This window comes from Leptospira borgpetersenii serovar Javanica, assembly GCF_003046425.1.
Taxonomy (GTDB): domain Bacteria; phylum Spirochaetota; class Leptospiria; order Leptospirales; family Leptospiraceae; genus Leptospira; species Leptospira borgpetersenii.
The window spans coordinates 150,001-164,393 of sequence record NZ_QAJG01000009.1 but is presented as its reverse complement, the minus strand read 5'-3'; the positions used below and the strand labels follow the sequence as shown (position 1 = coordinate 164,393).

The window sequence follows — 14,393 nt, the reverse complement described above, 5'->3', positions numbered from 1 at the left end:
TATCAGTCTGATCAATCGTCGCGAATGCTTTTCTCTAACGAGTTAAATTATTGGGTGATTAAAAAAAATGCGAAAAAATATTTACTGCTCCGGATAGGGGCGCCATATCAGAACTTGTCTTAAAACCTCGGATGTTGGAACTCCTACGAGAGTGTTCCAACGATACAATTCATTAGAAATCCATAAATCACCAATCTGCGGGAGTTTCCACAATATATTAAGAACTTATAAAGTGATTGTGCTGATTTCTTTTCAGGTTTTGGGACAAGTTCTTAGGAATCAATCTACAGGGAACAAAGGAGATTCTTGGGATCTGGGTGGAGAAAACCGAAGGAGCAAAGTTCTGGCTTCAAATCTTAACCGATTTAAAGAATCGTGGGGTTGAAGATATCTTAATTGTCTGTGTTGACGGATTAAAAGGATTTCCAGATACGATTCTATCTGTGTTTCCTAAAACACAAGTTCAACTTTGTATCGTTCCTATGGTAAGGAATTCTTTGAAATGGGTTTCTTACAAACAGAAGAAAGAGTTGATGATTGATTTAAAGGCGATTTGCAAATCTCCATCGGAAGAGATCGCAAAGAAAAGCCTTGATGATTTTTCAACCAAATGGGACAGTCAGTATCCGATGATCAGTAAATCCTGGAGAAACAATTGGGAATCGGTGATTCCTTTTTTGGCTTATCCGCCTAATATTCGTAAGGCGATATATACAACAAACGCGATCGAATCTATGAATATGGGTCTAAGAAAAATTATCAAAAATCGGGGATCCTTTCCCAACGGATGAGGCGGCAGTCAAACTTCTCTATTTAGCATTGAATAATATGTCTAAAAAATGGACGATGCCCATTCAAGATTGGGATGGCGAGCGATCCTTAGAGAGCCATAACGTTACCCACAAATACTTGGATCTGAAGATAAATCTGTCGGAATTACTACAAATCCTCTGTGAAACTTACGCCCCACCCTGATTTTGGGTGGAGGGGAGAGGCGGTGGGAAGACTCGGGAGGTTTTCTTTACCACAAAATCATACTTCTTGCAAGTAAAAAGCCTCATTCTTGTCGGAACACTTGAAAAATATCAGTTTTTGATCCTTATGATCCCAAAAGCCTTCTTAATTTGTGGGTAACGTTATGTTAGAGAGCGAGCCGCTGAGTTCAAGCGATGAACCAGTTTTCCATCATTTTCCCTGATCGGTTGAAAATGAATTCTTTTCAAAAAATGTCATTTACACAGTTTTGCTGACACTTTCCCTTTTTGATTTCCTTGTAAATAGAAAAATTCTATAATTTATCAGACCGAATTATAAAACTCACTACAGTGATCTTTCTTAAACTCGAAGTTGTTTCGAGTTTAAGAAAACTGGGTGAACGAATGCGATTAATATGTCATCGCTTTATCAACCGCTTCGTCTAAATCAATTGACATGGTGATGAGTTTATCTAATCGAGTTAGTTCAAAAATCTTGCCAATCGAACTCGGAATCGAATAAACAATCAAGGCACCTTTGAGTTGTTTCATCAATTTGGCTTGTGTGCTGATAAGGACTGCAAGTCCCGAAGAATCAATATGAGCTGTAGCCGATAAGTCTAATAAAAGGACTTTGGCCCCTTCGTCGATTTTCACATTGAATAAATCTTTAAGTTTTTTTGAAGAAAAAATATTTATTTCCCCGTTCGTTTTTACAATCGTAACATACGGTTTTAGTAGATGATTTACGTGAGAATTCGATATGACCTCTACGGATAACTCGTCCTTTGAATTGTTTGTTGCTTCCATTTTTGTTTTCCTAAAAGTTAATGTTGATTTTCATTTCAATTTTTTGATCCTTTTCTATCGAATGTAGGTTTGGATTTGCCGGATTTACAGGGACTTCCTGAAAGAAAAAAGAAAATGTAGCCGGGAAAGTAAGTAATGCGGCGTTAAACAAATAAGTGCAAACCAATGATATTAGAAAAAGTTGATTTAAATTTTTATGTTTATTAAATTCCCCACTCGATTGTTCCGCCCAAAGGACGGATCCGTCACTTTGAGGAATCAATAACGGACTTTTTCCTTGCGCATTTTTTGCTTCTATATATTCGTAAATACTTCCCGCTGCAAAAACTGCGGTTAATCCCATCAATGTAAATCCGCTTTTTGTATGTCCTTGTTTCTTGAGATAATAACCCGGTATTAAGTAATCCAGAATTGTGATCGGTTGGGTTTCTTTTTCTTTCGGAGAATCTTTTTTTTCTTCGGTGGTTTTATAAAACAAAGATGCAATTTCTTCTTTTAGAATAAGGGTCGGAGTTGCATCCGATTCGTTTTGAACGGAAATCGTTTCGTCTTTTACACTTTGAATGGGGGACAGAATTTCCTTTTTGTCCTTAGAAGTAATCCGTATTTGGAAACGGGTTTTGGAAAGTTGCTCTAAAATTCTCGTAGACGGTTCCTCAATACTGATCGATTCCAAATCTTTAAAGGAAGCTCGGAGATAGCGGTTGTTTTCATCGATGTAATAAAGTGTGTTAATGTTGAGCCTGATAAGTTTGAGATTACATTTCGATTCCGGTTGTTCTTTAAAATGTATACAAAGATGATTTCCCGCTTCTTCAAAAAATAATTCGGCTATATCTTTTTTGAAAATTTTGATGTCTTCTCCTTCCGTTGAGATGATGATATGATCCGATGTTCCTTCAGTTTCTTTAAGATCTCCCGAAACTTGTTCCCCCGATTTTAGGATCACCCGATGTGCTTGAAGTTGGGCTGTTAAAAAAATAAATAATAAAATATATATTAGAGTTTTTCTCATTTCGACAACTCGATTTGAATCGGAGAACTCAGACTGAGCTTCTTTTTGGAATTTTTTTCGATCAAGGTAATGGATTGATCGTCTTCAAAGATCGCTTTTAAAAATGGGATTTTTTCCTTGTTTTGAATCAATAAAAGTTTACGCGAATTTTTGATGGAATTCTTCATAACGGTGATCGAGTCGATCGTATAAGTGGCAAGGGTAATTGGGAAATGGGCCGAGAAAAGTTTGGTTTCGTCTCCATCTATGATGATCTTGTCTCCATAAACGGGAACGGAATCGGAGACTTGGATTGCAATATAGTTTTTAGCCTCGACTTTCGCTTCCTCTTCCGCCTTTTTTAAAAATGCTTCCGACTTGGAAACGACTTCTTGAATTTCGGAACTCAGAAGACTTTTCTTTTCGTCAATGTGACTGGTTTTATCCGGATTGGATAGATTGTCTTCCACATCTGCTCGCTTTAATTTTTCGGAAGAAGCCTTGATTTCTGCGGCTTCGCTTCTGTCTCCAAGTCTTTCCGCATTCTTGTCGGAGATTTTTACAATTTCATTTCCCGCGTTGTAATAATGACCCAACATCATGAGTCTACGATTTGCTTTGATTGCAATTTCCTTGTCCGTATTGGAAAAGGCAAGTTTTGCATACTCGGTGATTGCTACGTTTTGATTTCCCGTTTTTTCGAAAGAATATGCTTGGATGTACTTCATCTCTGCGGAAGTCATCTCTGATTTTGCGAATTCTTCCAAAACCTTAGGGTAATTTCCTTTTGCGAAGTAGGCCCTTGCTCTGGATTCAGGGCTATCGAAGTTTTCCTCAATTTCTTTAGCGCTCTGTTTTGATTTTTGTACGATCGCAATTAAAATCTCTGCGTCGTTTGCGAATACGGTTCCGGGATTGTTTTCCAAAACTGATTCCAAATCTTTGAGTGCGTGGTCAAATTCTCCCTGAACCGCGAGACAAAAACCTTGATGCAAAAGAATAAATCCGCTCTCGTCAGTTCCTTTGGCAAATGTTTTTAATGATTCTCCATAAGCTTGATAAGCTTCTTTGTAGGCTTGATTTCTTTCCAGTGTAAAGGAGTGTTCCAAAAGACGGATTTTGGTCGAACTGATCTCGAAGTCTATTGGGGGTTTGCCCGTGACAAAACGAACTGAATTGATCAAAACAGACCCGAAGTTTTGTAAAATTCCAACGCTGAATTTTTCTAACTGATTACTTTCGATCAAAGAACTCTGTAGATTGTTCAGGTTCATCTCCGCTCTGATGTTTTCTCTGTTGGAAAGAATACTTTCGAACTTTGACCTTAGAATTTCGCTTGAGAACGAAAAATTAAAAAGTTTTCTTTTTTCAAGAGTTACCTTTAACTCGTAGAGTTTTGTATCGAGTACAATCAAACCGAAAACAACGATCAATAGAAATCCAAGAATTGCGATGAAAAGACTCTTTTTCATTTTAAGTGATCTCTAAAATCCCGAAAGTAACGTCATCAGGAAAAACGTTCGCAAAAGAGTGGATTTCGTTTCGGATTTTTTCCGTTAGTTCTTCCGTCGGTAGAGTTGCGTATTTTTGAAAAGTATTCAAAAGACGGTCGTCTCCGAATTGTTCCGTCGTTTCGTTAGTTGCGTCCAGGACCCCGTCGGTATAAACAAGAATCTTATCACCTGGAGAAGTTTTGATTTTTAGAACATTGTACTCGTCCGGAATACCAATTCCAAGAACAAATCCCGTCGATTCGAGTACTACAATTTTATTTTGTGCCTTGCGGTAGTAATAGATTGGGTTGTGTCCAGCGCTACAGAAATAGGCGTATCCTTCTTCCTTTTCAAAAAGAATGAAAATTCCGGTTGCAAAAAAAGTTCCTTGTAAAGTTTCAAAAAGATTATCGCTAAGACGATTAAAGATATGTGCCGGATTCACGGTTTCTTTCATGATGTTTTCCACATTGTAGTGAATAATGGAAGTGATCAGTGCAGCGGAGACGCCATGTCCGGTTGCATCTGCTAGAAAGAACGCGGTTCTTGTATCGCTGATTTCTATAATATCATAGATGTCTCCGCTGACTTCCCGCATTGGTTGGTAAACGATCTCTACGTTGACCAAATTGAATTTTTTTCTTTTTTCGGGAAGAAAGCATTCTTGAACGTTTTTACCGATTTCCAACTCTGTCTGGATTTGGGCGTTTTTAAGTTTGAGAGTATCGAATTGGGAGGAGATTTGTTCCGCCATCCCGTTGAACGTATTGCCTAACACGTCCAATTCGTCGTGAGCGGAAACGTTCCAGGATATTCTTGCGTTCAGATTTCCGGTAGCCATAGTTTCGCTGACTTCTTTCAAAAGAAAAAGGCGGACGAAAATCTTTCGATAAAGAAAAATTCCGAAAAGGATGTGAAACGCAAAACCCCACACTAACAACAATCCGAGCTGTATATAAAGGGATCTGAGCCTATCCACCATTTCTTTCATCTTAATCTGGGAAATTAAGAACGTTTTCGGATTGAGATAGAAGATTAGGTTTACGATAAAATGATCAGTGTCGAGTTCTATATCATACGAAGTGTTCAAAGCCGCTTTGGCGTTACTCATATTCGTAAGTTTTGTTTTGAGATCGGAGATAGAGGCTGTAGCGCCGTTTGAAAGAAGCGTGCGGGTTTTTTCCAAAGAATTATCTTCGGCTGCAATTACAGAGAAATTTGTGAGCCCGATGCTTAAAAGTTTGCTCTGAAATTCGTCGGCTTGAGACGAATCCTCGAAGTTTGTATTTCCGAAAGATTCTACTTTTTTAAGTATTTCCCGGGCAACCCGATCTGATTCCAAAGTAAAATTGGAAATCAGAAGATCTGTTTGGTTTTCAAAAATCATGACCGCTACGAAAGTAAGATTTACAACGGTTAGAATCGTATAAATAACTATGATCTGTAGTCGGAGCGATTTTTTCATGGTCAAGGTTGATTATCGCCGTTTCGCGGGCCAAAATCATTGCATACTATAAAGTGAAGCCTTTAGTTTCCGGAACAAATATTGGATAATTTTTAAAACGTTGTATTAAAAAAGAGATCGACGGTTGTCTTTTCAAGATACGGTTCGTCACTCTATTTCTTTTCAAGTTCCATTGCGTTTTGAAAGGATTTGAAGCGGAACGGATGAAAGCAATTTATTAGCCATTCTGATTCGATGTAGATTTACAGTATTTTAAAAACAATTTTGTATTTCTATACATAAGGGTGTATTTCCGGTTCATTGATATTGTAACACCTGCTTAAAAAGTGTACAATGTGCGGGTTTCTCTTTAGATTTGTTTTCTAAGGTTAAAATTTTAGAATTCAAATGCAGAATGGAATTTATCCGTAAAGTCAATAATAGGACGAATCTTTGCAGTTATTGAGGAGTCGTTTTTCCAAGAGTCGAAGGATCGTTCAGAGCGAAAACTTGTTTGTGTAAATTTTCAAGTATATATTACATTTTCGTAATAATAAAACTGGATGCTAAAAATTTCGAAATTGTTTTTTTGGAAGTCAGTTTTTGTGCTCTGCCATTGAAAAGATAAATCGTAAAAACTCGATTTTTCTCCAAGAAATTCTTCCTATTTTCCCCGTATCCCAGGGTAGGGTTGTAAGTATTCTACTACGATGTTTGTTGTCGGAACAATAATTTGCAAATTTTGTTTTGTCTGTGTGGAATTTACTTCCGGGCAATAGATAGGTGAATTTGAATGTTCTTGTTCTTAATTGTTTTTATCTGCGTTCCAGAAATGCTACGAAAAAATTAAATCTTTTACAAACCTATTAAAGACATTTACATTTATTTCTTCGATCTTTGCCTTTGTATAAACTTAGGCACAAATCTTTTGATCGAGCTGGATTTTAAAAGGTGTCGGATACTTGTTGTTTGTTTTACTGTCTGTGATATAAAAGGTGTCAGGAATTCTACATTTAAAAGGTGGGTTTCTACTAAAATTCACGAGATCTGAATAGCCGAGATTTGTAGGATAAAATATATGATATGATTCATAATGATTGATACAAGGTTTTTTAAAACAGTGAGGTTCAGAGTCGATTTTTGCTATATTTTGTAGTACGATCTTATGTAAAATATAGTGGGAGAGCCCGACACAAACATAGAAGAAAGTATGTTTGATGTTCGTTGCAATATCCGTATCGATGTTTTGTAAAGGATTCTCTCAATAGGGTTTCTCAAACAATACTGTACCAGATGTCCAATTTCATAAGGATGTTCATTCGTTGGGTATGCTTCTTATTCCCGGCACCTCCAAAACGGGATAAGTTTCAAAAACTCTATTTTGCTTTTTTGAGAAATGAGACTAAAATTGATTCTTTGATTTACTTCTCATAGTATTTTTTCTAAAATATATTCAATTCTTGTAATTTTATCCATTTTTTTAAGTCTATTTATTATTTTATGTACTTTTAATATTAAAATCATTCTTTGTCGTTTGTCAAAATACGGAACGAGTCTGCTGTTTTTTCTTATAGTTTGTCCCGAACCCTGTCGAGCGCCAATAGAAGCGAGACGGCTTGAGTTTAACAAAAATGTAAGAACTCCTACGGGAGTGTTCCAACGATAGACCCATTTAAAAGCCGATAAACTACCAAAGGGACATGAACTGCGGGAATCTCTTAGTTTGTGAAAAATTTGCGATTATATTTATAGCGATGTTTTGGACAATCTCTTGCTCGTTCAAAGTGTTTAACGTTTTATCGAACTTCTTTTTGCAATCTCTTTGTGCAATTTTTGTCAAAAAATTATTTACTTTGTATTATTTGTGGTTATTATTTTGTTAAAGTGTGCCCTGCGTTCTATTCTATTGCAGAAATATTATGATAATTTGTTATTTGCAGTGCAGAAGTATTATTTGTTTTTGATTGCGGATATTATGCGTTATCTCCGCTTCATGTCGTATTTTTAAGTCTTTTATTAAAGGGTTACGGCGATGGCTGAGAAGATTAACAAATCCAAAGATAAAAAAACACGATTCTTCTTTAAACTTACCTCGATTCTTTTCCTCACATTCAGTTTATTCTTTTTGGAAACTTGCGCGGCTTGGCCGATTTTTTCAGGCGCTCCCGGTTTACTGGCGGGTAAAAAAGGAGGAGCCAACAATTCTTTTTGGATGCTCTTTCTAGGAGTAAACGATCTGCTTGAATCGGATCAAGCCGAAATTGAATTGGATCGAATCGAAATTTCATCCCCTTCTTCGAGTTTGGCTCGGGGAACCTCTGTGTATTTAAATGCGATCGCTATCTATAAAAACAATACTCATCGAGATATTTCTTCGGAAGGAGTTTGGTCCTCTACGGATTCAAGCATTCTCAAGTTGTTAACTCTATCTCAGTTCAAAGGGATGAATCTCGGTTCCGGAAACGTAAACGTTGCGTTTCAAGGAAAGATCGCTTCTTCTACATTAACCGTTACATCTTCTGTTTTGTCCAATCTGATCGTTACCTGTGTCAATCAGGGAAATATCTTACCGGTGGGAATCGATCGCCAATGCAAATTAGAAGGAATTTTTTCAGATGGAAATACACAGGTTTTGACTTCCGATCCCGATACGTCTTGGAACGTCACTCAATCTTCCATTGTTGGAGTGAATTCCACTGGTCTTGTTTCAGGAATTTCTCCAGGTTCCGCTTCGATTACTGGTTCGTACCATGGTATCACTTCCAGTTTGACCATTACGGTAAGTTCCGCAACCTTAAGTTCGATCGCCGTGACTCCTGTAAATGCTAGTTATGCTCTCGGTAAAGTGCAACAGTATACCGCAATTGGAACCTACAGTAACCAATCCACTCAGGATCTGACAAATCAAGTTTCTTGGGCTTCTTTAAATACAACCGTCGCTACTGTGGATAACTCTGCGTTCTCCAAAGGTTTTCTCACTACACAATCTCCAGGCTCTGCGAGTATCACGGCCACTTTAGGCGCGATTACTGGTCAAACCCAGGTTAACGTTACTTCGGCGGTTCTTACAAGTATTACGATTACTCCTGCGAATCCAAGCGTTGCTAAAGGAAGAACTTTGTTTTCGACCGCAACTGGAATTTTTTCGGATGGTACGGTTTCCGATATCACAAATCAAGTAACTTGGTCCAGTTCTTTGGCGAGTGTCGCTACTGTGGATAACTCCGCGGGTTTAGCCGGTAGAATTACAGGAATCGGAGTTGGTACTACAAATATCACCGCGGGGATCGGAGGAGTGGACAGTACTATTTCTTTAGATGTCACGAACGCTGTTTTAGTATCGATTCAGGTGGCTTCCGATTCTTCTTCGATTGCCCGAGGCACGTCTACGTTCGTTCAGGCGGTCGGAGTTTACTCGGACGGTTCTTCTCAAAACATCAGCGATCAGGTCGCTTGGAGTAGTTCTAATTCTTCCATCTTGCAAATCGCGAACTTGAATGCGGTTCCGAAACGAGAAATGCAGTCTCCTTCCTCTGGAGGTTTGGGTACGGCAAGAATCACGACTACTTTGGAAGCGATTTCCTCGTATACGGATATCTCGGTAACTGCGGCAACTTTAACTTCGCTTGAAGTCTCTCCGACAAATCCTTCGGTTGCGACCGGTCTTACGGTTCCTTTCACTGCTACAGGAGTTTATACGGACGGTAGCAATCAGAATTTAACGTCTCAAGTGACTTGGAATTCTTCTAGCACAAATCGAGCCACGATTAGTAATGCTTCGGGTTCTGAAGGAATTGCCTTAGGTTCTTCTGCTGGGACTACGAATATTTCTGCCACGTTAGGCGTTATTAATTCTTCCTCTACGGTTCTTACTGTCACAAATGCGGTTTTAAATTCGATCACGATCACTCCGGCTCTTCCTTCGATTGCAGGTGGAAGAAGTTTGAATCTTACCGCGACGGGAACCTATTCGGATGGAAATACTCAGGATTTAACTACTTCTGTTGCCTGGACGAGTGTGGATTCTTCCATCGCTTCCGTAGACAACGCTGTGGGTAGGCAGGGACAAACAACCGGTGTCACACAGGGAACAACTCAAATCAGCGCTTCGTTGGGAGGAGTTTCCGCTACGATCAATTTTACGGTGACCGTCGCAGTTTTGGATTCCATTCAAGTGACCTTGGAAGATTCTCCGATTGCGAAAGGTACATTTACCAGGGCAATCGCGACCGGTGTTTTTTCCGACGGTAGCAATTTGAATATCAGTGATCAAGTTGTTTGGGATAGTTCTCAAACAAATGTGATCCAGCTTGGGATTTTAGAAGCCGGTCCTAAAAAGAAACTGATGAATTCTCCCGCAAACGGAAGCAGTACCACGGGGACTTCAAGGATCACTGCAACTCTCGGTGGGGTGAGCGGATTTGCCGATCTTACCGTAATTGCTCCGAACTTGGCCAGCATTCAGATCGATCCCACTCATCCGAGCGTTGCCAACGGTTTGACTCAGGATTTTACCGCTACGGGTATTTATTCGGACGGTAGCAATCAGAATCTATCCGATTCCGTAACTTGGGCTTCTTCTATTCCGTCTGTTGCGACGATCAGTAACGCTTCGGGATCGAACGGTAAGGCGACGATGCTTCAAGCGGGATCGACTAATATCAGCGCGAGTTTGGGCCCGGTGACTTCCGATCCGAGCGTCCTTACAGTTACAAACGCAATTTTAACGAGCATCACAATCGCTCCGACTTCTTCTTTCAACATCGCGAAGGGGTTAAATCAAAACTTTGTAGCGACGGGTCATTATACGGACGGTTCATCCAGAGATCTGACATCTCAAGTGACTTGGATTTCTTCGAATACTTCCGCCGTTACGATTAGCAACGCGAGCGGAACTCAAGGAAGAATGACGGCGGTCGATACGGGTTCTACTAACATTTCCGCGTCTTTAGGAGGAACGTCGAGTGCGAACACGAACGTAACAGTGACGGGGGCGGTTTTGAATTTGATTCAGGTTTCGCCTGCTGATATCAGCATGGCAAAAGGAAACACGAAGGCGTACACTGCGATCGGTGTGTATTCGGATTCTACGACATTAGACGTCACGTCTCAAGTGACTTGGATTTCTTCGAATACTTCCATTGCTACGATCAGTAACGCGAGCGGTCACGAAGGTTTCGTTTCTACCGTTTCTACCGGAACGACCACGATTACCGCGACTCTGGGAGCGATTTCCAATTCTACAAGCCTAACCGTTACAGCCGCCGTACTTGTTTCTATTTCAGTAGGTCCTACGAACAGCTTTGTTTATATGACACAAACGAAAAATTTTACGGCTACGGGAACGTACTCCGATGGAACGATGCAGGACCTGACGACCCAAGTGACTTGGACTTCTTCCGACACAACTCTGGGAACGGTGAGCAACGCTTTCGGAACGGAAGGTAAGGTCACGGGAATTGCGGCTGGAGCCGTGACGATCACTTCAATTCTCGGAAGCATTAGCGGAAATACTTCTTTGTCCGTGATCTTTTTGGATGCGATTGCTCCGACGGTCGCGAACGTAGTGGCTTTGACTCCTTCTACGGTGAGGATCACATATTCGGAAAACGTAAACGAAGTTCAGGCTAAAGTTGCGGCCAATTACAAATTGGCTCTTACGTCCTCTGTGAGCGGAAGTTGTTCGGACAACAGTAACTTTACTTCTACTTTTTCCGTGATTACCGTCTCTTCTGTGAGCGGAAGCGGGTCTGTATTCGTTTTAACACTCGGGTCTTCTCAAACGTCTAATGTTCCTTATACGATTATAGTGAATAAGTCGGGGGTACAGGATCTTTCCACTAGTCCGAACAATTTGGGTTGTGCGAACTATGGTGACTTTTTAGGACAGGAGCAGATCAAAATCGTTTCCGCTTCCTGTGCGAATTCCAACTCGGTAATCCTGAATTTCTCCAAAACCCCTAAGTCCGGAAATAACGTTTCAGGTTCTGTGGAATGTACCGGTTCTACGGAATGTGCGAGTCGTTACAAAATTATCGGCGCAAGCGATCTGGGAACGATCAATAGCGTTAAGATGTTGGATGGAATTGTTTGTAACGGAGCGACAGCCGATTCCGCAAAAGTCTGCGTCGTACACAATCTAGTGCAAACGGGCGCACAATATACTATCATTGCCGCAGATTCTGTAGCCGGAGATGGATTTGACAACACAAGTTGGGGATCAATTCGAAATTCTTTGGATACGGAGAATCTTCAATCTTCTCCGAGAGATAGAGCTTCCTTCTTAGGATGTGGAACTTCTCCCGTAAACTTTGCGGATGGACCGGTTTCCATCGATCCGAACTCGTCCACGTTCGGATATCTCATGGATTTCAATTCTAAAATTTATTCGGGGCCGAACAATTCCGGAAACGGAGCACTCAGGTTCGCTTATGACGGAAGCGCTCCCGAATCGGTTCAATTCTCCTTTGAAAAGGATACGACCGCCCAGGATGGTGATCCGACGAATGTAAGTTTGAATACCGCTTCTTCTCGGGAGAATTTGATCACGATTCCGCCTTACGTAACATTAGGACATTCCGGATGTACCTCAAACAACGGAACCCTTTCTCTTGGATGCGGTCCGGATAACGAAAGTGGAAGAGGAGTGTTCGTTACGGGAGTTCTTTCCGGTGTATCTTATCTTTTTGTCGCAGGAGCGAGAACCATAGCGGATGGACTCGGACAATACTTTTTCGATTATCTGTATTATTCCGCAGATCCTTCTTCCAACATGAGTTTCAAATACATGGATCTCGGCTCGATCACGGGGGCTTTGACCGCTGGAACTTCCTCGTTGACGGTTCTCAACAATAGAGTGTTTGCCGGTTTTGCGAAATCTAGTAACGACGGGGTCGGATTGTTCGGGGGACTAAACGCACCTGATTTCGGATTCGTAACCTTCAACTCTGCGGATTCCGGAACCGGATTCTGTACTCCCGGTTCCAACTGCGATGCGTTTGACGGAACCAAAGGCAAAAGAGTCCGGATCGATTTCCTTCCTTACTTCGGAGGACCGTCAACGGGTTTATTAGGAATCAATAATAACGCACATCCGAATTGGGGGTATTATATCGGAGTCGATTCTATGTTCGTATTTAAAAATCGTATCTACGCTGCAAACGGGGGATTACACGCGGTAGGGCATAACGGATCTATCATACGTTCTACCACGGCCGATCCTACGGCGGCTTGTACAGGACCCGATTCTTGTTCGAACTGGGTGGAGATTGGACCAAGAACCAATACGAAATGGCATAATAGTCCGACGAACAATTGGTTCTCTTTAGAGTTGAGTCAATTTTACAACTTGATTCCCGGGGACAAAGCTTTTGCACAATTCGCCGAGTTCAACAACAACCTTTATGCAACGAGAACTGTCTGCGTTCAAAGTTCGCAAGCGCTCGGAATCCGAAGCGTGCCGGGAACCGTCGCGGGTTGTACGGATGGAACGACCACGAACCGAAGAGCGCAACTCTGGAAATGCGATCCGACCGTATCGGGAAACACGAGCGAATGCGACGCAGCGGATTGGTCCGTGGTAGGCGACGACGGAACGGGAATCACGAATATGGGAGATACGAACAACCGAACGATCACGATGGTGATGAAAAACGGATCGTATCTCTACATCGGATACGACAATTCGAACGGAATCAAAATCTACAGAACGAACACGGCCAATCCCGGATCTTCGTCAGCGTCTTGGAGCCAGATCGCGGGCAGCGGACTGACGGATGCGACAAACGTCCAACAGATCTATTCGGCGGTCTCGGTTCCATCGGGAAGCATCAACTACATCTACGTCAGCGCTGGGAAAAACGGAGTTCCGGTTCGGACGTATCGTCAACAGAATTGAGGAGAAGGAGAATTCAAAATGAAGAGCATTCTGAAAACAAAAAATTTTAAATTACTAATATACATTTTATTCATTCTTTTTTTAGGAACATGCAGACACGCATGGATTCGATTTCCGCAAAGTCTTCCTCAGGCCTGTCAGGGCTATCAAAATTCGAACGAATGTAAGCGGGTGATGGAAGAGAAAAGGGCAAGAAAGGAAGAACCCGGAAAGATCCATACGATTCACCAGAAGTACTATTTTTTCGGATTGTTGCCTACGGAACAGATAGTCGACGTAACGAAATACTGTCCGGAAGTGGGACCGAGATCGGCGCATCAGTTCACTTCTTTTTGGGACGCGGTTTGGGAACAATTGACTCTTACGATCTATTCTCCCCAAACCTTGGAGGTGGAATGTTATCCTTAATCAGAATGTTAGGTTTGTGTCTAACGATTTGTTTTTGTGTAGAATGTCATTCCACAGTGATCGTTCATAAGGAAAACTCCAAACCTTTATCGTCGATTCACGCGCCTCCGGGAAAAAGAAACAAACAGGCGAATACGTTTTTCGGGGTTTATTCTCTATCGGACAGTGAAGAGGCTTCTTGTCAGGATCTGCCCGGAGAAGTGAAGATGGTTCGTACGATCCCGGATACCCTGATTCATTTTTTTGCGGGACCTTTTTATACTGCGAGGACCGTGGAAGTATACTGTCCTTCTTGGCAAGATAAGTATGCCGAAGAAAAGAAAAACGAAGTGAAGACGGTTCCGAAAGAAAATCAAGACGGAAAGGAAGCGGT

The 14,393-nt window shown here is 41.2% G+C and carries 7 protein-coding genes and 2 pseudogenes (1 of these 9 running past the window's edge); 5 read left to right on the top strand and 4 right to left on the bottom strand.

Annotation, left to right across the window (positions count from 1 at the left end):
• Positions 1 to 24: 24 nt before the first annotated feature.
• Together CLV95_RS19345 and CLV95_RS09485 are read left to right on the top strand one after the other, a co-directional pair.
• Positions 25 to 120: pseudogene (locus CLV95_RS19345) on the top strand (histidine kinase); the annotation flags it as partial.
• A 152-nt stretch (positions 121 to 272) separates the two neighbouring features.
• Positions 273 to 864: pseudogene (locus CLV95_RS09485) on the top strand (IS256 family transposase); the annotation flags it as partial.
• A 521-nt stretch (positions 865 to 1,385) separates the two neighbouring features.
• On the opposite strand, the gene CLV95_RS09480 reads toward CLV95_RS09485, so the two are convergent.
• Genes CLV95_RS09480 through CLV95_RS09465 form a run of 4 tightly spaced genes read right to left on the bottom strand, consistent with a single transcriptional unit; the run spans position 1,386 to position 5,736 of the window.
• Positions 1,386 to 1,784, bottom strand: a complete 399-nt coding sequence (locus tag CLV95_RS09480) for an STAS domain-containing protein (protein WP_002732148.1) — start codon at positions 1,782 to 1,784, stop codon at positions 1,386 to 1,388.
• 10 nt (positions 1,785 to 1,794) lie between these two features.
• On the bottom strand, positions 1,795 to 2,799 hold the full coding sequence (locus tag CLV95_RS09475; protein WP_002732191.1) for an LB_137 family protein: 1,005 nt from the start codon (positions 2,797 to 2,799) through the stop codon (positions 1,795 to 1,797).
• Positions 2,796 to 4,250: a tetratricopeptide repeat protein gene (locus CLV95_RS09470; protein ID WP_002736648.1), complete on the bottom strand. Its 1,455-nt coding sequence runs from the start codon at positions 4,248 to 4,250 to the stop codon at positions 2,796 to 2,798. Before CLV95_RS09470 ends, CLV95_RS09475 begins: the two co-directional genes overlap by 4 nt.
• Before the next feature lies 1 nt (position 4,251).
• On the bottom strand, positions 4,252 to 5,736 hold the full coding sequence (locus CLV95_RS09465) for a SpoIIE family protein phosphatase (RefSeq protein ID WP_002732194.1): 1,485 nt from the start codon (positions 5,734 to 5,736) through the stop codon (positions 4,252 to 4,254).
• A 2,011-nt stretch (positions 5,737 to 7,747) separates the two neighbouring features.
• Between CLV95_RS09465 and CLV95_RS09455 the strand changes: the two genes are divergently transcribed.
• The 3 genes in view from CLV95_RS09455 to CLV95_RS09445 are tightly spaced (at most 18 nt apart) and all read left to right on the top strand, a layout consistent with a single transcriptional unit that may run on beyond the window.
• Positions 7,748 to 13,612, top strand: a complete 5,865-nt coding sequence (locus CLV95_RS09455) for a beta strand repeat-containing protein (RefSeq protein ID WP_016561440.1) — start codon at positions 7,748 to 7,750, stop codon at positions 13,610 to 13,612.
• Between the two features lie 18 nt (positions 13,613 to 13,630).
• Positions 13,631 to 14,020: a Bor/Iss family lipoprotein gene (locus tag CLV95_RS09450; RefSeq protein WP_002729402.1), complete on the top strand. Its 390-nt coding sequence runs from the start codon at positions 13,631 to 13,633 to the stop codon at positions 14,018 to 14,020.
• A protein-coding gene (locus CLV95_RS09445; protein WP_002729378.1) for an LIC_10461 domain-containing protein crosses the window boundary here: on the top strand, positions 14,008 to 14,393 show its 5' portion. Its footprint extends 139 nt past the window's final position; 386 of the gene's 525 nt are visible here — the first part of the coding sequence; its start codon is at positions 14,008 to 14,010; the stop codon falls past the right edge of the window. Before CLV95_RS09450 ends, CLV95_RS09445 begins: the two co-directional genes overlap by 13 nt.